Source organism: Duganella hordei (assembly GCF_040369125.1).
GTDB lineage: Bacteria > Pseudomonadota > Gammaproteobacteria > Burkholderiales > Burkholderiaceae_D > Rugamonas > Rugamonas hordei.
Map to the genome: position 1 here is coordinate 701632 of NZ_BPWI01000001.1, position 20623 is coordinate 722254.

Genomic DNA, 20623 nt, shown 5'->3' on the forward strand with positions numbered 1-20623 from the left:
GCCATGCTGCAACGCTTGCAAACCCGGGTCCTGGGCGGCCTGCGCGCGGGCCAGGGGCGGCCGTTGGCGCTGGTTCTGGCGGGCCTGCTGGCGTTGGCCTTGTCCATCGGCGGCGACGGTCCGCTGCCGCAGCTGCGGCAGGCCCTATTCGACGCCTATCAGGTCCATCTGCCGCGCCAGCGCGCGTCCGGACCGGTCCAGATCATCGCCATCGATGAAGCCTCGCTGAAGCAATTCGGCCAGTGGCCATGGCCTCGCACGCGCCTGACGGAACTGATAGAACGCATCGATGCGCAGCGGCCGCTGGCTATCGGGCTGGATATCCTGATGCCGGAGCCGGACACCACGTCGCCGGAAGCGCTGGCCGCCCGCCTGCCAGCGGGCGCGTTGCGCGATGGCCTGGCCGCGCTGCCGGCCTACGACGACGTGCTGGCAACGGCCATGCGGAGGGCGCCGACGGTGCTGGGCGCGGCCGGCTTCGCCCATCCCGAGCCGGGTACCAGCGATGCGCTGCGCGTCTGGCCGGTGCACGTGAACGGCATGAGTGCCGCGCCGCTGCATGTGATGACGCATGTGATGAGATTCCCGCAAGCGATGTCCAGCCTGCCGTTGCTGCAGGCGGCGGCCAAGGGGCAGGGCTTGTTGTCGGTGAACCTGGAGAAGGGCATCGTGCGGCGGGCGCCGCTGGTAGGCGCGGTCGGCGAGACGCTGGTGCCGGCTTTTTCGATGGAGCTGCTGCGCGTGGCCACCGGCGCCAAGGCACTCGAAATCGAAGCCGGTTCCGACGGCGTGCACAGCGTGTCGGTAGGCGACCTGCGGGTGCCGACCTTGCTCGACGGCGCGGTCTGGGTGAATTTTTCCGCGCCGGCGATGGACCGCTACATCTCCGCGCTGGACCTGATGCAGGACCGTCTCGACCCGGCCGCGCTGCAAGACAAGATCGTCATCGTCGCGATGACCGGGCTGGGTCTGACCGACTACAAAACCAACGCACGCGGCGACTTCATGCCCGGCGTCGACACGCACGCGCAGATGATCGAGAGCTTCTTCGACGGCGCCTTCCTGCGCCGTCCCGGCTGGATGCGCGCCGCCGAGGTGGCGTCGTTCGGCATCTTCAGCCTGCTGCTGGTGTGGCTGATGCCCGGCTTGCGGCTGCGCGTATCGGTGCCGATAGGGGCCGTCATTGCGCTGGGCATGTTCGGCGGCGGCGCGCTGCTGTTCGCGCGCGCCGGCTTGCTGTTCGACGCCGCCGCCGTGGACTGCGGCCTGGCCCTGGTCGCTCTCAGCCTGTTGACCAGCATGCTGGCGGCGGCCGTGCGCGACCGCAAGCTGAGCGAGCACGCGCTGCAGGCGGCGCGTGTGTCGGCCGCGAAGACCGCCGGCGAACTGGGCGCCGCCCGCCGCATCCAGATGGCGACGCTGCCGCAGGCCGCGCAGTCCTTCCCCGGCGAGCGCCGCTTCACGCTGGATGCCTTGCTGGAACCGGCGCGCGAGGTGGGCGGCGACCTGTATGACTTTTTCATGCTTGACCGCGACCGCGTCTTCTTCATGGTCGGCGACGTGTCGGGCAAGGGTCTGCCGGCCAGTCTGTTCATGGTGGTGGCGAAGGCGCTGTCCAAGAGCGTCGCGCTGCGCGGCACCGATGGCATGGCCGCCATCATGAACGGCGCCAACCGGGAGCTGTCGCGCGAGAATCCGGAGATGCTGTTCGTGACCAGCGTGGCCGGCATCCTCGATGCCTCCACCGGCCAGGTCCTGCTGTGCAACGCAGGCCATGACGCGCCGCGCCGGTTGATGGCCGATGGCCGCATCGAGCTGCTGCGGCCCGCCGATGGGCCGCCGCTGTGCGTGATGGATGATTTCGAATACCCGGTCCAGCAATACCAGCTGCAGGCGGGAGAGTGCCTGTGCCTGACCACCGACGGTATCAACGAGGCGATGGACGAGGCGGGGAATTTGTATGGCAACGAGCGGCTGGACCGGCTGCTGGGCGGCATGCCGACGGCGTCGCCGCCGGCAGCGGTGGTGCAGGCGGTGCGCGACGATGTGCGCCGGCACGTGGGCCAGGCCGAAGCCTCGGACGACCTGACCTTGCTGGTGCTGCGCTGGGACGGCGCGGCGACAAGCTAACGGACGCGGATCTCGACGCGGCGGTTGCGCGGCTCGTCGACGCCGTCGGCGGTCGGCACCAGCGGCTCGCGTTCGCCCCGGCCTTGCACCACGATGCGTTCTTCGTCGATGCCGGTTTCCACCAGCATGCGCTTGACCGCGGCGGCGCGGCGCAGCGACAAGGCATCGTTGTATTCGCGCTTGGCCACGGTATCCGTATGGCCGATGACGATGATCTCGGGAGCAGGGCGCGACCCCAGTTGCGCCTTGACGTCCGCCAGCCGCGCCGCCGATTCGGGCACCAGGTCGTCGGTGTCGGTGGCGAAGTAGAGCGTGAACACGGCCGCGCGCTGCGGCATCGCCGACAGCACTGTCTCGTAGCGGCTCCTGATATCGGCCATGTCGCCGATGCTGACGGTAGCGCCTTTGCTATCGATGGCGGCGACCTGGTACGGCTTGTCTAGCACCGTATCGGCGCCCGCCGTGGAGATGATCACCGCGCTCGGCTTGCCGTCCTGGTTGGGCAGCAGCGTGATTTGTTCGGCGGGTGTGCGTTGTTGCGAGACGGCGGCGATCAGGCAGGCGATCCAGATTAACATCGCCATCGATTATTCTCCGTCCTTGACGTCGATGACGAATTCGGTGCCGCGCACTCCGAGGATGGACGTCGGCGTGCGGAACTGCACCGCGCCCGGCGATTGCTTGGGCAGCTTGCCGGAAATGACGCCCAGCGTGCCGCGTTTGACGGTGGCGTCCAGCGTGCCCTCGTGCGAAGTCGGGTCGAAGGCGTATTTTTCCAGCCACACGTTGCTGTTTGGCCCCACCGCCAGCAGCGTCTCGTCGCGCAGCGTGATGCCGACGCTGCCGTCGGCGCCGGTGATCACGCGGTCGCTGGGCATCAGCGACGCACCGGCGCTTGCCGGCGACTGCTTGCCTTCGCGTTCGATAGTCGCTTTGCCCTTGGTGGTCTTGACCATGCCGGCGGGCGGTTCGGCGGCATGGGCGGAAGCGATGACCAGGACCGCTGCCAGTGCGGCTTTCAACATGTTTCTTCTCCTTGGATGATCAATCCGATAATATATTGATATGGAGAAAAAAGAAACCGATACCGCGCACATGCTGCAGTTTCCGGCGCGCCTGGACGCGGTGCCCAGCGCGATGGCGTTCGCCGCGCTGGCGCTGCAGCACGCCGGCCTGGCGCCCGGCGTCGTTGCCCGCGCCGAGCTGATACTGGAGGAGCTGCTGCGCAACAGCATCCTGCATGGCTACGGTGGCGACAGCGCGCATTCGGTATGGGTCGGCGTGGACGGTGCGCGGCTGGCCTACGAGGACGAGGCGGCGCCATTCAATCCGCTGACCGAAGGACCTGCGCCGGCCGATCCGCTGCTGCCGGTCGAGCAGCAGAAGGTCGGTGGCGTCGGACTGCTGCTGATACGCCAACTGGGCGGCGCGGTGGCCTATTCCAGAAGCGGGGGGCGCAACCGCATCGAGATCGCCTTACAATAGCGTCATCACCAACCAACAGGATTTTGCATGAGCGAGTTTTCCAGCGATATTTACACCGAACCGTCCGCGATCGACGTCAACACCCTCGACAACCTCGGCCCGCTGGCGCCGATGGCGGGAATCTGGAAGGGTGAGCGCGGCCTCGATATCAAGCCGAAGGCGGACGGCCCGCGCAAGCAGGCCTACGTCGAACGCATCGAGCTGCAGCCGATCGATCCCGTGACCAACGGCCCGCAGCTGTTCTACGGCCTGCGCTACCTGATCATCATCAACAAGCCGGGCCAGGCCAAGACCTACCACGAGCAGGTCGGTTACTGGCTGTGGGAGCCGGCCACCAGCACCGTGATCCAGACGCTGGCCATCCCGCGCGGCCAGATCGCCATGGCGTCGGCCGTGGTGGCGCCGGACGCGAAGGAGTTCGAACTGGTGGCGCGGCTGGAGTCCGACACCTACGGCATCCGTTCCAACCCGTTCCTGGAATACGGCTTCAAGACGGTGGAGTACCGCATCAAGGTCACCATCAACGACGACGGCACCTGGGGCTACGAAGAAGATACGGTGATGATGATACGCGGCCAGGATGAGCCGTTCCATCACGTCGACCGCAACCTGCTGAGCAAGGTCGCCGAACCGCTGGCCAACCCGATGGCGAGCGGCGTTCCTGCGTGAACGAGATGAAGCTGCGGGCGATTTTATGGGACAACGACGGTGTGCTGGTGGATACCGAGCGCCTGTTTTACGAGGCGAACCGGGATCTGTTCCTGCCACTGGGGTTGGCCCTGAGCGAGCAGCACTTCTTCGACTGGTACCTGGCCGACAACTGCGGCGCGTGGCACCTGATCGAGCCGCGCCTGAGCCAGGCGCAGATCGAAGAATGGCGCAACGACCGCAATCGCCGCTATGCCGCCCGACTGGCTTCCGAGCACATTCCCGCCATCGAAGGCGTGGCCGACGTGCTGGCCAGCCTGTCGCCGCGCCTGCGCATGGGCGTGGTGACCAGCGCCAACCGCGAGCACTTCGAGATCATCCACGACCGCCTGGCGCTGATGCCGCATTTTGAATTCGTCCTCACGCATGAATCCTACGCCAGCAGCAAGCCCTCGCCGGAGCCGTATTTGCTGGGGCTCGAGCGGCTGCAGCTGAACGCCGCCGATTGCCTGGTGGTGGAGGATTCGCCGCGCGGCCTGCAGGCGGCGACGGCGGCCGGCATCCGCTGCATCATCCTGCGCAACGCGCTGACGCGTGGACACGACTTCCCCGGCGCCTATCGCGTGGTCGACACCATGCCGCAGCTGCTGGACGAAATCGAGCAGCTGATGGCGGAAGGCTGAACCATGGCCCACCTGCACCTGTGCTGGGAGCTGGGCGGCGGACTGGGTCACGCGGGACGCCTGAAAATGCTGGCGCAGGCGCTGCTGGCGCGCGGCCATCGCGTCACCCTGAGCTTGCGCGACCTGGCGCACACGCGGTCCTTGCTGGCCGACCTGGACGTGCCGAAATTCCAGGCGCCGGTGTGGCAGCAAGGCAGCAGCGGCCTGCCGCCGACGCAGGGCAACCTGGCCGAGATCCTTTTCCTGTTCGGCTATCTGGATGCGGCACCGCTGCGCGGCATGGTCGACGGCTGGCGCGCGCTGTTCGGGCAGTTGCGTCCTGACCTGGTGGTAGCCGATTTCGCGCCGACGGCGATCCTTGCCGCCCGCAGCCTGGGCTTGCGCAGCGCTTCGGTCGGCAGCGGCTTTTACAGCCCGCCGCCGGGCAAGTCGCTGCCGCCGTTGCGCGACTGGGAGCCGATCCCCGCGCAGCGCCTGTCGTCGTCCGAAGCCCGCGTGGTGGGCAACGCCAACCTGCTGCTGCCGTCGATGGCGGCGCCTTTCGAGCACGGCGCGGAGCTGTTTCTGGGCGACGTTGCCGTGCTGTGCACCTGGCCGGAGCTGGATCACTACGGCCGCGCCGAACACGAGGCCGCGCACTGGGTCGGCCCCAGCCTGTTGTCGCCGGGCGGATTGGCGCCACACTGGCCACCGGGTGAGGGGCGCAAGGTGTTTGCCTACCTGAAGGCCGGACATGCGTCGCACCGCGCGGTGCTGCAGGCGCTGGTGGATGAGGGCTGCCGCGCGGTGGTGTATCTGCCGGACGTGGCCGGCGGCGCGGCGCCGCCGGTCATCAGCCCGCAACTGCATTACGCGGACGCGCCGGTCGACCTGACGCTGGCGCTGGCCGAAGCCGACCTATGCATTTCCCACGGTGGCGTCGCCACGCTGGCGCAAGCGCTGTTGGCGGGTGTGCCGCTGCTGATGCTGCCGATGCAGAATGAGCAGTTTTTGATCGCGCGCCAGGTGGCGCGCTCCGGCGCGGGCTACAACGCGGCCTTGCTGCAGCCGGATGGCGACTGGCGCGGCGCCGTGCGGCGGGTGCTTGAACAGGACAGCTATCGCTTGGCGGCACGCTCATTCGCGGCACGCCGCCGGGGCTTCGATCCAAAGCGGATGAACGACGAAATCGCGGCGCTGCTCGAGCGGCAAATGGCCTCTACGCAACAAAGCTGAGATTTCCTCGCCCTAACGCGGATGTCAGGCTGAAAAATTCCAATCAGTAACATAAACGGCGCTACACTCTCTCCAGCAGATTCATCCCGTAGTTATTAAAAACACATGACGTGGCGCTGGACGCCGCACACCGCGATTGGGGAACTGATGATGAACAGCCGCTCTTCCTGCCCGACGATCGGATCACTGCGTCCCAAATGGTTGCCCTTGCTGGTAGCCGCCTGTTTTGGCGGCGCCCAGGCCACGCCGACCCTGCCGCAAGTGGTGGCCGGCCAGGCGACATTCGGTCAACAGGGCAATGTGTACTCCATCACCAACACGCCCAACACCATCATCAACTGGCAGAGTTTTTCGGTCGGTGCCGGCGAGGTGACCCGCTTCATCCAGCAGAACAGCTCAAGCAGCGTGCTGAACCGCATCCTGGGGCAGGATCCCAGCCAGATTTTTGGCGCCCTGCAGTCGAACGGCCGCGTGTTCCTGATTAATCCCAACGGTGTGATGTTCGGCCGCGACTCGCGGGTCGACGTGGCCGGTCTGGTCGCGTCCAGCCTGAACCTGTCCAACACCGACTTCCTGGCGGGCAGGAACAACTTCACCGCGGTCGCCGGCGCGGGCGCGGTCAGCAATGCCGGCAGCATCACCACGCCGTCCGGCGGCCAGGTGTTCCTGGTGGCGCCGAACGTGGACAACAGCGGCGTCATCACCTCGCCCCAGGGGGATGTGATCCTGGCGGCCGGCCATGCTGTGCAATTGGTCGAGGCGGGCAATCCATCGGTGCAGGTGGTGGTCAGCGCGCCGGACAACGCGGCACTGAACCTGGGCCAGGTGATCGCGCAGGGCGGCCGCATCGGCATCTACGGCGCGCTGGTCAACCAGCGCGGGCGTTTGAACGCCAACAGCGCGGTGGTGGGCGAGAACGGCAAGATCGTCCTCAAGGCCAGCCGCGACACGCTGCTGGAAGCGGGCAGCGTGACCAGCGCCACCGGCGCCGGGCAGGGAGGGGACGTGTCCGTGCTGGGGCAGCGCGTGGCGCTGACCGGCGACGCGCGCATCGATGCCAGCGGCCAGACCGGCGGCGGCACCGTGCTGGTCGGCGGCGACTATCAAGGCAAGAACGCGGCGGTGCAGAACGCGCAGCAAACCGTGGTAGGGGCCGACGCCCGCATCCAGGCCGACGCGATCGCGCGCGGCGACGGCGGCAAGGTGGTGGTCTGGGCCGACGGCGCCACGTCGATGGCCGGGCAAGTGTCGGCGCGGGGCGGGGCGGCCGGAGGCAATGGCGGCATCGCCGAGTCGTCCGGCAAGCAATTCCTCGATTTTCGCGGCACGGTCGACCTGCGCGCGGCCCGGGGCAAGATGGGCACGCTGCTGCTGGATCCGAATAATATTTCCATCACCACCGGCAGCGACACCTACATCACGCAAACCGGCGGCTCGCCTTTCGTCTACGAGGCCAACAATACTCCGGCCGTGCTGACGCCGTTGACGCTGACGAACCAGCTTGCCATATCGGACGTCAACGTCTACACTGGCACCGGCTCCATCACGGTGCTGAGCCCGGTCAGCTGGTCCAACTCCAGCGAGCTGACCTTGTCTGCCACCACCGGCATCGCGATCAATTCGCAGGTGACCAATACCGGGGGCGGCAAACTGTCGCTGTACACGACGGGCGGCAACATCACCCAGACCTCGGTGATCTCGGTGCCGACATTGGCGGCGATCGCAGATACCGGCAGCGTGACCCTGACCCACAACGGCAACACCGTCGGCACCCTGGCCGGTTCGGGCGCCACCGGCTTCTCCTATCACGACGCCGACGCGTTGACGATCGGCACGGTGGCGGGCGGCGCGATCCCGACGCAGGTCGGCGTCAGCTCCAGCGGTGGCTCTGTCGAGATCATGACCGGCGTGGCCACCGTCACCGGCGGCCTGGCCATCGACTCGATCGTGTCGGCGCCGTCCGGCACCCTCAATTTCCGCGACTACAAGGGCGACATCACCCAAACCGCGGAGATCAGCGCGCCGTCGGCGCTGATCATCGCCGACGAGGGCGCGGTTACCCTCAATCACACTGCCAACAATCTGACTACCCTGGCCGGTTACAGCAATGCGCCGTCGGGTTTTAGTTTCGTCAATTCCGGCGCCTTGACGGTCGGCGTGGTCAGCGGTTCGCACGGCGTGCTCAGCTTCGGCACCGCGCCCCTGAGCCTGACGGCGCTGACGGGCGACCTGACGGTATCGGACACGACCTACGGCGTCACGGCCGGCAATTCGGGAGTCTCCGCGCTGACGCTGACCGCCACCAGCGGGCAGGTGCTGGGCAGCGGCATCGTCAAGGGCGGCGCCACCGTCATCAACAGCGCCACCGGCACCAACCTGGCGGGAACGCAAAATGAGATCGGCTCGCTGACCGCCGGCGTCACCGGCACCGGCAACATCACGCTGGTCAACAACCGTGCATTGTCGATTGCCTCGGTCAGCACCGCCGCGTCCAACGCGGCGGTCGACATCTCGACCACCGCGGCTTCCGCCTTCGGCATCGAGGTGGCCGGCACGATCAATGCCGGAGCCTCGGGCTACGTCGCGCTCAATGCCGGCGGTACTGGCGCGATCACGCGCACCGGCGCCTCCAGCGTCATCAGCGCGGACAGCATCATGCTGCAGAACAGCAGCACCGGCGCGATCGGCACCTCGGGCCTGCCTTTGCTGACCAACGCGCTCAACAGCGATACCACCGACTTCCATATCGGCGCCTCGGCTGCCGGCCCGCAAGGCTTGTACCTGGCGCACACCGGCAGGATGAGCCTGAACTCGGCCTCGCACTACGGCAGCAACGCCGCCATCAGCATCGGGGCGACCAACGACCTGACCATCGCCGGCAACCTGAGCGCCGGCACGGCGAATTTGACGCTGGACACGTCCGGCAGCCTCGCCAGCGACACCAGCTCCATCCTCACCGGCGGCACCGTGAACCTGCTGGCGACGCAGAATATCAACCTGGGCAGCGTGGTCTCGTCCACCGGCAGCATCAGCATGGTGGCCCAGCAGGCGTTGACGGCGCGCGGCATCAGCACGGCCGCGCTCAACGCCGGCAACGTCACGCTGACCGCCAACGGCGGCGACATGATACTGGGCGCCGACAGCGCGCTCGACGCCCGTTCGAGCTCAGCCGGAGGCAACGGCAGCGTGTCGCTGACCAGCGCCGGCGCGATCCAGATGCTGAACAGCAACGTCATCAAGGCCGGCGCGCTGGACATGAAGGCCGCCACTGGTATTTACGGCGCCAGCAATTCTGTCCCGCTCGCGATCATGAGCGACAGCGTGCAGGCGCAAAACACGTCCTCGGGAGTGATACGGCTGTCCAACAGCGGCACCAATTTGTCGGTGGGCGGGGCCAGCAGCTACGGCATCGATCAGCAAGGCGCCGGCCTTGTGTATCTGGACAACGCCAGCGGCTACACGACGAGCATCAACAAATCCATCACCAGCGCCGGCGGCAGCATCGCGGTCTACGGATCGGGCGGGATTTCGCTGGTGGCATCGCAGCCTATCGCCAGCAACGGCGGCGGCATCCAGCTGTTCGCGTTCGACACCAACGCCCAGCTGACCATGCCGGCCAGCTCCAGCGTCAGCAGCGGCGGCGGCTTGATCAACCTGAAGGCCGACGCCATGTCCTTCACCGGCAGCGCCTTGCATGCGGGCAGCGGCGGCGTCGCCATCGGACCGGGCAGCGGCGATACGCTGATCCGCGCGGGCACGGGCGCCACCGATGTCAGCGGCGCGCCCGGCACGCGGGTGCTCGGCCTGACCGAGGCCGAACTGCGCACCATCGACACCACCGGTTACATTTATCTCGGCAATGGCTCGCAGACCGCCGACGTGACCATCGCGGGCGCGCTGGATCTGTACAACGGCGGCGCCCTGAACGGCATGCTCTCGCTCAACGGCGGCAGCGGCAACGTGTTCATCAACGACGTGCTGACGACGGGACAGGCGACCATCGCCAACGCCAACGCATCGAAAACGATCACGATCGGCAATGGCGGTCAGCTGCAGACTCACGGCACAACCGTGTTCAACGCGCTGGGCGGCGTGGTCATGAGCGGCAATGGCAGCATCGCCACCAATGGCAGCGTGCTGTACATGCAGGGCACGACCGGCGTCACCCTCAATGGCACCTCCAGCATAGCGACGGCGGGCGGCGGGCTGACCATCGATGCCGGCAGCGTGGACGGCGTGTTCACCACCCAGGCCGGCACTTCGATTTCCAGCGGCGGCGCGACGCCGCTGATCACGGCCGACAACATGAGCCTGGCGGGCACCATCACCAGCACCAGCGGCGTCGCCCTGGCGCCGCACACCGCCGGAGTATCGGTCAAGGTGGGCGCGCTGGCGGCCGACAGCAGCGGCGTGCTGCGCCTGACCAGCAGCGAACTTAACGGCGTGAACGCGCCCATCCTGCGCATCGGCTCGTCCACTTCCGGCGCGGTCGCCATCGAATCGGCGCTGGGCAATGGCAGCGGCGGCGCGTTCGAGCACGTCGGCTCGGCTTTGCATCTGACCTCCGGCGGCGCCATCACGCAGAGCGCCGGCGCCACCATCGGCGGCATCACCAGAGTCGCGTTCACCGGCACCGACGTCGCGCTGGACCAGGCCAACGGCACCGGCCGCATCGCCGGCTCCACCAGCGGTTCGTTCGCTTACCGCTCCGCCAACCAGATCTCGGTCGAGACGGTCGACGGCGTCAGCGGCGTCACTTCCGGGGCTGGCCAGACTATCAAGCTCAAGTCCGACGGCGCCGGCATCAGCCAGAACGTCGGCGCGCCGCTGATCGTATCCAGCGGCACGCTGGTGCTGGAGGCGGCGGGACCGGCCGAGCTGAACCTGATCACCAATAGCTTCACCGCCTTGGGCGGAGCGCTGAACCAGGGCGGCGCCGGCGTCAAGGGGCCGTCGGAAATCTATGTCGCCAACAACCTGACCGTCGGCAGCGTGACCGCCATCGATGGCGTGACCACCATCAACGGACTGTCGACCAATAACCAGGACCTGGAACTGTCGACCGGCTTCATCACCCATTCGCTGATCATCAGCAAACCGGTCGACGTCGGCACCGCCAGCGCGTCGCTGGAGACGGACAACCTGACGCTCAACGACACGGTCACCGGGAACACCGTGGTGCTGCAGCCGCACACCACGGGCCGGCCGATCACGGTGGGTTCGGCCACCTGCCAGGTGGGCGGGGTGGGCGGCTGCCTGGCGATCACCCGGCTCGACCGCGTGGTCGCGCCGAATATCGGCATCGGCCGCCGTTACGGCGACTCCGAAGCGCCGGGAGATCTCTATGTGGCCGGCATCACCACCGCCGGCACGGCCGTCGCGACCGACATCAATCCGGTCACCACGATGATCGGCCTTGGCAGCGGCGGCACCATCACCCAGGGTGGGCCTATCGTGGTCAACACGCTGGGTCTGTCGGCGGGCGGGATCGTCACGCTGGGTGACGCGGGCAACCTGATCTCGACGCTGGCGGCAGAAACCAATGGCACGGCCATCTCGTACAGCAATAGCGCGGGCTTCACGGTCGGAGTGTTGCCGGCCAATACGCTGATCGAGTCGGGTGGCGGTTCCTTGAGCGGCGTGCACACGATGGGCGGCAATGTGGCGTTGACAGCCGGCGGCGGCGCCACCAGCGAACTGACCATCTCTCAACTGATCAACGCCGGCAGCGGCGATGTCGGACTGACTTCGCACGGGGCCGTGTACGGCGGTACTGGTACCAACGATATCACCGCCGGCACCCTCAGCGTCACGGCCAACGGCACCTCCACGCGCGGCGCGGGCATCGGCGCCATCGATGGCGCCGGCGGCTTGCATACCACCGTGCCGCGCATCGCCTCGCTGACGGCGCCGGCGGCCGGCATCCGCGTCGCCAGCCTGTCGAACCTGGTCGTTGGGCCAGCCTCGGCGGCGTCGGGCGACGTCGTGACCACCACCGGTACGCTGGCGCTGAGCACGGCCACCGGCCATCCGTTGACTATCAATGGCGACCTTGCCGCGACCGGCAATATCGACCTGACGGCCGGTTCCGCCGGCTCCAGCAATTCCCTGGACCAGATTAATTTCGCGCAGAACGTCACCTCCAGCGGCGGCAATATCACCATCAACGCGAACGGCGTCACCGGCGCGCACGTGCCGGCCGGCGGCAACGCCAGCTCGCACCTGTTCGTCCCGTCGACGCAGGTACCGCCACCGACCGTGGCCGCCTGCATCGCCAATCCGACGTTGAGCGGTTGCTCCAGCGTCCTGCCCAGCCTGGCCGTCTGCACCAGCGCACCGACGACAGAAGGTTGCTCCGTAGTGTTGCCAGGCCTGGCCGTTTGCACCGCAGCGCCGACGACCGCCGGCTGTTCAGCCGTATTGCCAGGCCTGGCCGTCTGCGTCAGTGCGCCAACGACGCCCGGCTGTTCGGCCGTCTTGCCTGCTCTAGCCGTCTGCATGACCGATCCGACCACCGCCGGTTGCAGCGCGGTGCTGCCGAGTGTGAGCGTATGTGTTGCCGCGCCGACCACGGCCGGTTGTTCGGCCGTGCTGCCGACTCTCGCCGTGTGCGCTGCCGCGCCGACCTTGCCGGGATGTTCTGTCGTGCTGCCTACCGTGGCCGCTTGCGCTGCGGCAACGACGCTGCCTGGTTGCTCGGCTGTGCTGCCGACCGTGGCCGCCTGCACTGCGACGCCGACACTGCCGGGTTGCTCGGCCGTGCTGCCGACCGTGGCCGCCTGCGCTGCCGCGCCGACGCTGCCTGGTTGCTCGGCCGTGTTGCCGACCGTGGCCGCTTGCTCCGCCGCGCCGACACTGCCGGGTTGCTCGGCCGTGTTGCCAACGGTGGCGGCTTGTTCGGCCGCACCGACCTTGCCGGGCTGCTCGGCTGTGCTGCCGTCGGTGGCGGCTTGCACGATCACGCCGACGTTGACCGGTTGTTCCGCTGTGTTGCCAGGCCTGGCGGCATGCGTCGCCACGCCGACCCTGGCCGGTTGCTCGGCCGTGCTGCCGCCGCTGAGCGTCTGCGTGGCGGTCCCAGGCACGGCGGGCTGCTCGGCGGTCCTGCCTGACCTGGCTGTTTGTGTCGCTACGCCGAGCGCCGCCGGTTGCTCCGCCGTGTTGCCATCGCTGGCAACCTGCAGCAGCGCGCCGACCACGGCCGGCTGCAGCGCCGTCCTGCCGACGCTGGCACAGTGCACCAGCACGCCGACGCTTGCCGGTTGCAGCGTCGTGTTGCCGCCTGTGAATGTGTGCTTGAGCAACCCGAACGCCGCCGGCTGCGTGGTGGTCGTGCCGCCGGTCCAGTCCCAGTCTGATGGGCCGATCGCGCAAGCGCTCAACACCACCATCAACGTGATCAACGCGGTGACGCCGGCCGGCGGCGCACCAGTCGTGCCGATTGTGGCGCGGACTTCCAGCGGTGGCGGTAGCGGCAGCAGCGGTAACGACTCGGGCACCACGTCGTCGACCGGCGGCCCGGCCGCGACGTCCAGCACGCCGGACGACAGCGAGAAAAAAGACGTCAAGAAAGAAGACGTCGTCGCGCAAAAGACTGAAACCAAGAAAGAGGTGCAGAAAAAGACCTACTGCAATTGATGCGTGTTGGCGGCAGGATGGCGGCGATAACGGGGCGCAGGCGTGCGCCGTTGTCGCCGTTGCCAGTTTACGATGGTGACATCCGAGTCCAATGCAGGGAGACCATCATGCCCAGAGGAGCGAGTCCCAAGCGCGAACGGGAATACAAGGAACTGGAGCACAAATTCGAGGAAGAAGGGCGCTACAAGGGCCGCGAGGAGGAAGTCGCGGCCCGCATCGTCAACAAGCAGCGCGCCGAGGCCGGAGAGACCAAGGAGGCCAAGGATACCCGGCCTCCCCGAACCGGCACCGGCCACCGGCGCAGCAATACGACGCGCGCTACACGCCGCAGTAAGCCGTCTTGACGGTGGTAAAGAACTCGGCCGCGTAAGTGCCTTGCTCGCGCGAGCCGTAGCTGGACGCCTTGCTGCCGCCGAACGGCACGTGATAGTCGACACCCGCCGTCGGCACGTTGACCATCACCATGCCGGCCTGCGCGTGGCGTTTGAAGTGCGTCGCGTGCTTGAGCGAGGTGGTGACGATGCCGCTCGACAAGCCGAACTCGGTGTCGTTGGCCAGGAATAGCGCATGCTCGTAGCTGTCGGCCGGAATTACGCTGGCAACCGGGCCGAAGATTTCCTCGCGGCTGATGCGCATGTCGTTGCTGGCGTCCGTCAGCAGGGCGGGGCGCAGGTAGAAGCCGGGCGACGGGCCATCCAGGCGTTCGCCGCCGTAGGCCAGGGTCGCGCCTTCGTCCTTGCCGATGCGGATATAGTTCATGTCCTGTTCCAGCTGGTTGGCGTCGACCACCGGGCCGATGTCGGTGCCGGCGGCCAATGCGTCGCCGACCGCCAGCTTGGCCAATTCCTGCTTGACCGCCTCGACGAAGCGCGGATAGATGTTCTTGCCGACGATTAACCTACTGGATGCCGTGCAGCGCTGGCCGGTGGAGAAATACGAGCCTTGCACCGCGCAGTAGACGGCGGTGGCGAGGTCGGCATCGTCGAGGATGACCAGCGGATTCTTGCCGCCCATTTCGATCTGCACCTTGGCCAGCCGGCCCATCGCCGCCATCGCCACCTTCTTGCCGGTGGCGACCGAGCCGGTGAAGCTGATGGCTTTGACGCGGCGGTCGTTCAGCAGCGCGGCGCCGACCACGGCGCCATGGCCCATGACCAGGTTGAACACGCCCGGAGGCAGGCCGCCGCGGCTGATGATCTCGGTCAGCGCCCAAGTGCTGCCCGGCACCAGTTCGGCCGGCTTCATCACCACGCAGTTGCCGTAGGCCAGCGCCGGCGCGATCTTCCACGATGGAATCGCGATCGGGAAATTCCACGGCGCGATGATGCCGACCACGCCGACCGGTTCGCGCGTCACTTCGACGTCGAGGTTGGGGCGTACCGACGGGATCTTGTCGCCGCGCAGGCGCAGGCATTCGGCCGCAAAGAACTTGAAGATATTGCCGGCGCGGACCACCTCGCCGATGCCTTCCGGCTTGGTTTTTCCTTCCTCGCGCGACAGCAGGATGCCCAGCTCTTCGCGGCGGGCCAGGATTTCGCTGCCGATCTTGTCGAGCGCGTCGGCGCGCATCTGGATGTTCGACAGCGCCCAGCCGGGCGCGGCGGCAGCGGCGGCGGCAATCGCCAGCTCGGTCTGCTGCGCATCGGCCACCGCATAGTGGTCGATGATGTCGTTGGTATTGGATGGGTTGATGTTGGCTGAACTGCTGGCGCCGTCCAGCCAGGCGCCGTTGATATACAGTTGTTTCATGGGCTCCGCTTTACATGATGAGGTGGGGAAGCAGCATTATCCTCCGTTATCAAAATTTTTACCTGCTGGTCACAATCTGATGTAAAATAGTAACTAGTGTTGTAAGAAATGATAGCTTTGAAACATTGCCTCTGGTAGGGCGGATGTCGGAAAGGCCGGACCTCGACGGGGTCCGGCCTTTTTTGTTGTCAAGCCATGGCCCAGGCCTGGCTCGCGCTGAGCACGGCGGTCAGCATCAGCAATGCGCCCATGACGCGGGCTGCGACGGTCGAGGCCGCGGGATGCGCGGCAAACCAGCCGCTGGCACCGCTGGCGGCATAGGCCAGCGCACCGTAGACGCCCAGCTGCGTCAGCGCCGTGATGCCGCCCAGCACGCCCGACTGCACCCACAACGGCCCCTGGCCCGGCTTCAGGAATTGCGGGAAGATCGCCAGCATGAAGATGTAGGCTTTCGGATTCAGCAGGCTGGTGGTCAGCGCGCGGCGGAAGATGACGGCGTCGGCCATCGCTTCGGCGCCCGGCGCCGGATGGAACACGCTGTCGCTGCGCAGCAGGCTCCAGCCCATCCAGGCGATGTAGACGGCGCCCGTCAGCAGCATGATCTTGAACAGCGGCGGCCAGTATTGCAGCACCATGGCTACGCCCAGCGCGCCCATGCACAGATGGCAAAAGCCGGCGGCGATGATGCCGCCCACCGCCGCCATGCCGGAACGGCGCCCGCCCAGCATCGAACTGCCCATGACGAAGGCCATGTCCAACCCCGGCAGCGCGATGACGCCGAAGACCACGACAAAATACAACCAGAGATTGGCGGTTTGATTCATTGCATGCTCCTGTGGTGACGTTTTATGCAGTTTAAAGATCAATCAGGGCAGATTTGGCCCTAATAAACTGCTATCTTTACCTCATGTACCATCCAACCACACGTGTATTGGCAGTGCTGGAACTGCTGCAGACTCATGGCCGCATGAGCGGCGCCGACATGGCCGGGCGGCTGCAGGTGGACGGCCGCACCTTGCGCCGCTACATCGTCATGCTGGAGCAGATCGGCATCCCGATTACCACCGAGCGCGGCCGTCACGGCGGCTACGCGCTGATGCCGGGTTTCAAGCTGCCGCCGATGATGTTCACCGACGACGAGGCGCTGGCTTTGTCGCTGGGCTTGCTGGCGGCGCGTGGACTGGGCCTGGCGGAGGCGGCGCCGGCGGTGGCCAGCGCGCAGGCCAAGTTGGAGCGCATCATGCCGGCCGGCTTGCGCCAGCGGGTCGGCGCCATCGATGAAACGGTGCGGCTGGACTTGCGCACCGGTCCCGGGCAGGCGGGGGCCGAGCCGAACAACGCTGCGCTGAGCGCGCTCAGCGTGGCGGCCAAGGCGCGCCGGCGTGTGCATCTGCGTTACCGCGCCGGCGGCGCGGACACCGGGCGCGACTTCGATCCCTACGGCCTGGCTTACTATGCCGGCTACTGGTACACCGTCGGGCATTGCTATCTGCGGCGCGACTTGCGCACCTTCCGGCTGGACCGCGTGCTGGCGGTTGAGCCTGCCGACGGCGGCTTCACGCTGCCGCCGGGCTTCGATGCGCTGGAGCATCTGCGGCTGTCGGTGGCGGCGCTGCCGCGCAAATTCGCCGCCAGGATCCTGCTGCACACCGACCTGGCCACGGCGCGCCGCTCGATGATGGACACCATCGGCCTGTTCGAGCAGACGGGCGATGGCGTGCTGCTGCACAACCAGTCCGACGAGCTGGGCTGGCTGGCGCGCCAGTTGGCCGCCGCGCCGTTCGATATTACGGTGCTGGAGCCGCCTGAGCTGCGGGCCGAACTGGGCGCGGTTGCGGCGCGCCTGTTGCGCGCGGCCGGCGCTCGTTAGGAGACGGCCGCTTCCTCAGGCATCGCGCCGGCGTGGACACGCGCATACTGCTGCAGGCAGGCAAGCATCTTGGCTGACCAGGGATTCTCGATTGCCGCGTTCGCCAATGACTCATGGGCGAAGACTTCGACCAGGGGCCGGCCGGGACCCGCCTGCACCCGCTTGAAGGGTTCAAAGCCCGCTTCCAGCGAATACTCCAGGAAGCGCAGGTGGAATTCGCCGTGCCGCATGCCGTCTACCGACAGTATCTGGAACGACGGCCCGTTTCCTTCGTTGTAGGCGTGGGCGCCGGCCGTCGCCAGCACGCGCAGCGCCGGCCAGTCGAATTGTTCCGGCTTGTCTTCCCATTGCTCCTGAAGGTCCAGGAACCGGCCCACGAGTTGATTGATGTCACTGGGTTTCTGCATAGTCATAGCTGCCTCCGTCGCGAATCAAATCGCAAAAGCTTGTTGAACTACCGCGGCTTGCTGCTGCTGGTGCAGCGACGCATAGCCAGGTGCCGTGGATGAGGACGCGGCGCGGCAAGCGTCATGAATTTCCGCCATGACTGGTACCACGGCCCGAAGATCTTCTTCAAGCACTTTCCAGGCGCCCTGGTTGCGGGCTTCCTCCTGGCACCAGACGACTTTCTTCAGATTCGGATAGCGGGCCAGTTCCGCAGCCAGTTGCCCGGCCGGGAATGGATACAGCTGTTCCAGGCGTATCAATGCGACGTTGTGCAAGTCGTGTGTCCGGCGATATTCCAGCAGGTCGACGTAGACCTTGCCGGAGCAGATAATCGCGCGTTCGATTTCCGCCCCGTTCGACATGTCGCCAAGCACCTCATGGAACGTTGTTCCGTCGGCCAGGTCCTCCAGGCTGCTGACGGCATCCGCGTGACGCAGCAGCGATTTGGGCGTCATCACAATCAGCGGCTTGCGGTCGACCGCAAGCGCCTGCCTGCGCAACAAATGGAAAAACTGGGCGGGCAGGGTGGGCTGGCAAACCTGGATATTTTCCTCCGCGCACAGCTGCAGATAGCGCTCCAGCCGTGCCGACGCGTGCTCCGGACCTTGTCCATCCTGGCCGTGCGGAAGCAGCAGGGTGACGCCATTGCTTTGGCCCCACTTGGCGGCCGCCGCCGAAATGAAGTTGTCGATGACGACCTGGGCGCCGTTGGCGAAGTCGCCGAATTGCGCTTCCCACATCACCAGGGAGTCGTCGCGGATCGCCGAATAGCCATACTCGAAAGCCAGCACGGCGGACTCGGACAGGATGGAGTTATTGACGCTGAATTGTCCCTGTCCGGCAGCGAGGTGGTTCAACGGCACGTATTTTCCTTCGCCGCGCACTTGCCGGTTCTGGTTGTTCAGCACCGCATGGCGGTGGCTGAAGGTGCCGCGCTCGCTATCCTGGCCGCTCAGCCGAACGTGGGTGCCGGTGGCGAGCAGCGAGGCAAACGCCAGGTGCTCGGCCATGCCCCAATCGAGCGGCCTGGCGCCGTCCGCCATGTCGCGGCGGCTGCCGACGACCTTGGTCACCAGCGGGTGCAGGGCGAACGTTTCGGGCACTTCGGAAATCTTGTGCGCAAGCTCACGGATGGCGTCCAGCGACGGCGCGGAGTACCTGATATTTCGACTTGCTTTGTTCGCTGCGAGCGGCGCCGGAATGACAGGCTCCTCGGCCTGGGCCAGGGTATCGCGATACGCGTTGGCGTATTCGTCGACCTGTTCCTGCGTCAGCACGCCGGCATCGACCAGCTTCTGCGCATAGATGACACGGGCGCCGGGATGGCCTGCGATCGAACGGTACATCAGCGGTTGCGTGATGCTGGGCGAGTCCTGCTCCTGGTGGCCATGGCGGCGGAAGCAGACCAGGTCGATCACCACGCTGCGCTTGTAGGTGGTCCGGTATTCGATGGCCAGTCGAACCGCCTCGACGACGGCCTCGGGATCGTCGGCGTTGACGTGCAATACCGGCGCTTCGATCAGCTTGGCGATGTCGGTGCAGTAGAAGGTCGAACGGGTTTCGCCCGGGGCCGAGGTGGTGAAGCCGATCTGGTTGTTGATGACGATATGGATCGTGCCGCCGGTGCCGTGGCCCTTGGTGTAGCTCAGGTTCATGGTCTCCATCACGATGCCCTGGCCGGATATCGCGACGTCGCCGTGGATCTCGACCGGCAGCACGCCGCCTTCTTCCAGCACGCCCATCCGTTCGGCCTTGGCGCGGGCCATGCCCTGGACCACGGGATTGACGATTTCCAGGTGCGAGGGGTTGAAGGCGAGTACCACTTCGAGCGGCCCGTCGTTGGTCTCCATGGTCCCGGTGTAACCCTTGTGATATTTGACGTCGCCGGCCGGCAGCAGGTGGGCGGTCTTGCCTTCGAATTCGTCGAACAGCATCTGGGCCGGCTTGCCGATGGTGTTCACCAGCACGTTCAGGCGGCCCCGGTGCGCCATGCCCAGCACCGCGCTTTTGATGCCGTGGGCGGCGCCGCGACGCAGCAGTTCGTCCAGCAGCACGATCAGCGCTTCGCCGCCCTCCAGCGAGAAGCGCTTCTGGCCGACGTAGCGGGTGTGCAGGTATTTTTCCAGGCCCTCCGCCGCCGTCAGCCGTTCCAGGATGTGCTTGCGCTGCCGGTTGCTGAGCTGCGGTTTCGAGTGCGCCGCTTCGAGCCGCATCTGCCACCATTGGCGCTGGCCGGCGTCGGCCAGGTACATGTATTCCGCACCGAGCGTTCCGCTGTAGGTTTCTTCGAGCGCCGTGACGATGTCCTTCAGCGATGCCGAATCGCCGTCCTGGAAGTAGGTGCCGGCGCTGCTGAAGTGGGTGTCGAGGTCGTTTTGCGACAAGCCATGGTAGGCCGGCGTCAGCTCGGGCAGCGGTGGCACGGGGTTCCATTGCAGCGGGTCGAGTTGCGCCTGGCGGGCGCCGATCATCCGGTAGGCCGCGATCAGCGACTGCACCGCGACCTGCTTTCTGGCCAGCGATAACGACGCGCCGCCGCCCGCCGGCGCCAATTGCAGCGATTCGAAGTATGAACGCCATTCCCGCGAGACGGAATCGGCATCGCCGAGGTAGGACTCGTAGAGCTCCTCGATATACGGCACGTTTTCTCCGAAGAGGAAGGATGTTCTCCAGTGTTGCTTCATCATGATGAATTACTCCTTGGCCTGGCATGGGCGCCTGGCTGGCCCCATCGATAATTCAGTATGGTATTCATCAG

General features: G+C 66.5%; 14 protein-coding genes. 8 read left to right on the plus strand and 6 right to left on the minus strand.

Translation table 11 applies throughout. The features are described 5' to 3' along the window. Window positions 1-3 precede the first annotated feature (3 nt). Window positions 4-2130 carry a CHASE2 domain-containing protein gene (locus ABWW33_RS02980; protein WP_353398683.1) on the plus strand — a complete coding sequence of 709 codons (2127 nt, stop codon included), beginning with the start codon at window positions 4-6 and terminating at the stop codon, window positions 2128-2130. Here ABWW33_RS02980 and ABWW33_RS02985 read toward each other — a convergent pair. Then, a complete protein-coding gene (locus tag ABWW33_RS02985; RefSeq protein WP_353398686.1) occupies window positions 2127-2714 on the minus strand; it encodes an OmpA family protein in 588 nt (195 codons plus the stop codon). The two genes, ABWW33_RS02980 and ABWW33_RS02985, sit on opposite strands and share 4 nt — an antisense overlap. A 3-nt stretch (window positions 2715-2717) precedes the next feature. After that, a complete protein-coding gene (locus ABWW33_RS02990) occupies window positions 2718-3155 on the minus strand; it encodes a FecR family protein (protein ID WP_176650799.1) in 438 nt (145 codons plus the stop codon). A 40-nt stretch (window positions 3156-3195) separates the two neighbouring features. Here ABWW33_RS02990 and ABWW33_RS02995 point away from each other — a divergent pair, with 40 nt between their 5' ends. The 6 genes from ABWW33_RS02995 (at window position 3196) to ABWW33_RS03020 (ending at window position 14143) form a co-directional block, all read left to right on the plus strand. Continuing rightward, the gene (locus ABWW33_RS02995) at window positions 3196-3615 is read left to right on the plus strand and encodes an ATP-binding protein (RefSeq protein ID WP_176650800.1); all 420 of its coding nucleotides are present in this window, start codon (window positions 3196-3198) and stop codon (window positions 3613-3615) included. Window positions 3616-3642: 27 nt separating this feature from the next. After that, window positions 3643-4284, plus strand: a complete 642-nt coding sequence (locus ABWW33_RS03000; RefSeq protein ID WP_353398688.1) for an FABP family protein — start codon at window positions 3643-3645, stop codon at window positions 4282-4284. Between the two features lie 5 nt (window positions 4285-4289). Further along, window positions 4290-4946 carry an HAD family hydrolase gene (locus ABWW33_RS03005; RefSeq protein ID WP_353399243.1) on the plus strand — a complete coding sequence of 219 codons (657 nt, stop codon included), beginning with the start codon at window positions 4290-4292 and terminating at the stop codon, window positions 4944-4946. Between the two features lie 3 nt (window positions 4947-4949). Beyond that, on the plus strand, window positions 4950-6161 hold the full coding sequence (locus tag ABWW33_RS03010; protein ID WP_353398690.1) for a glycosyltransferase: 1212 nt from the start codon (window positions 4950-4952) through the stop codon (window positions 6159-6161). A 147-nt stretch (window positions 6162-6308) separates the two neighbouring features. After that, entirely contained in the window at window positions 6309-13799 is a 7491-nt protein-coding gene (locus ABWW33_RS03015) for a two-partner secretion domain-containing protein (RefSeq protein WP_353398692.1), read from the plus strand. Between the two features lie 107 nt (window positions 13800-13906). After that, complete coding sequence (locus ABWW33_RS03020) at window positions 13907-14143, plus strand: hypothetical protein (RefSeq protein WP_353398694.1); 237 nt, start codon at window positions 13907-13909, stop codon at window positions 14141-14143. Here ABWW33_RS03020 and ABWW33_RS03025 read toward each other — a convergent pair. Further along, window positions 14118-15548 carry an aldehyde dehydrogenase family protein gene (locus ABWW33_RS03025; RefSeq protein ID WP_353398697.1) on the minus strand — a complete coding sequence of 477 codons (1431 nt, stop codon included), beginning with the start codon at window positions 15546-15548 and terminating at the stop codon, window positions 14118-14120. The genes ABWW33_RS03020 and ABWW33_RS03025 overlap by 26 nt on opposite strands. A gap of 188 nt (window positions 15549-15736) precedes the next feature. Beyond that, window positions 15737-16372, minus strand: a complete 636-nt coding sequence (locus tag ABWW33_RS03030; RefSeq protein WP_353398699.1) for a LysE family translocator — start codon at window positions 16370-16372, stop codon at window positions 15737-15739. An 83-nt stretch (window positions 16373-16455) separates the two neighbouring features. Here ABWW33_RS03030 and ABWW33_RS03035 point away from each other — a divergent pair, with 83 nt between their 5' ends. Continuing rightward, a complete protein-coding gene (locus ABWW33_RS03035) occupies window positions 16456-17418 on the plus strand; it encodes a helix-turn-helix transcriptional regulator (RefSeq protein ID WP_353398701.1) in 963 nt (320 codons plus the stop codon). Here the strand turns inward: ABWW33_RS03035 and ABWW33_RS03040 are convergent. Beyond that, on the minus strand, window positions 17415-17831 hold the full coding sequence (locus ABWW33_RS03040) for a hypothetical protein (RefSeq protein ID WP_353398703.1): 417 nt from the start codon (window positions 17829-17831) through the stop codon (window positions 17415-17417). The genes ABWW33_RS03035 and ABWW33_RS03040 overlap by 4 nt on opposite strands. Window positions 17832-17849: 18 nt before the next feature. Beyond that, window positions 17850-20552, minus strand: a complete 2703-nt coding sequence (locus ABWW33_RS03045; protein WP_353398706.1) for a 2-oxoglutarate dehydrogenase E1 component — start codon at window positions 20550-20552, stop codon at window positions 17850-17852. Between the last annotated feature and the right edge of the window lie 71 nt (window positions 20553-20623).

What these genes read in the sequence shown, in the direction of transcription:
- ABWW33_RS02980 (WP_353398683.1), top strand. Translation starts at nt 4, where the DNA reads ATGCTGCAACGCTTGCAAACCCGGGTCCTGGGCGGCCTGCGCGCGGGC.
- ABWW33_RS02985 (WP_353398686.1), bottom strand. Translation starts at nt 2,714, where the DNA reads ATGGCGATGTTAATCTGGATCGCCTGCCTGATCGCCGCCGTCTCGCAA.
- ABWW33_RS02990 (WP_176650799.1), bottom strand. Translation starts at nt 3,155, where the DNA reads ATGTTGAAAGCCGCACTGGCAGCGGTCCTGGTCATCGCTTCCGCCCAT.
- ABWW33_RS02995 (WP_176650800.1), top strand. Translation starts at nt 3,196, where the DNA reads ATGGAGAAAAAAGAAACCGATACCGCGCACATGCTGCAGTTTCCGGCG.
- ABWW33_RS03000 (WP_353398688.1), top strand. Translation starts at nt 3,643, where the DNA reads ATGAGCGAGTTTTCCAGCGATATTTACACCGAACCGTCCGCGATCGAC.
- ABWW33_RS03005 (WP_353399243.1), top strand. Translation starts at nt 4,290, where the DNA reads ATGAAGCTGCGGGCGATTTTATGGGACAACGACGGTGTGCTGGTGGAT.
- ABWW33_RS03010 (WP_353398690.1), top strand. Translation starts at nt 4,950, where the DNA reads ATGGCCCACCTGCACCTGTGCTGGGAGCTGGGCGGCGGACTGGGTCAC.
- ABWW33_RS03015 (WP_353398692.1), top strand. Translation starts at nt 6,309, where the DNA reads ATGATGAACAGCCGCTCTTCCTGCCCGACGATCGGATCACTGCGTCCC.
- ABWW33_RS03020 (WP_353398694.1), top strand. Translation starts at nt 13,907, where the DNA reads ATGCCCAGAGGAGCGAGTCCCAAGCGCGAACGGGAATACAAGGAACTG.
- ABWW33_RS03025 (WP_353398697.1), bottom strand. Translation starts at nt 15,548, where the DNA reads ATGAAACAACTGTATATCAACGGCGCCTGGCTGGACGGCGCCAGCAGT.
- ABWW33_RS03030 (WP_353398699.1), bottom strand. Translation starts at nt 16,372, where the DNA reads ATGAATCAAACCGCCAATCTCTGGTTGTATTTTGTCGTGGTCTTCGGC.
- ABWW33_RS03035 (WP_353398701.1), top strand. Translation starts at nt 16,456, where the DNA reads ATGTACCATCCAACCACACGTGTATTGGCAGTGCTGGAACTGCTGCAG.
- ABWW33_RS03040 (WP_353398703.1), bottom strand. Translation starts at nt 17,831, where the DNA reads ATGACTATGCAGAAACCCAGTGACATCAATCAACTCGTGGGCCGGTTC.
- ABWW33_RS03045 (WP_353398706.1), bottom strand. Translation starts at nt 20,552, where the DNA reads ATGATGAAGCAACACTGGAGAACATCCTTCCTCTTCGGAGAAAACGTG.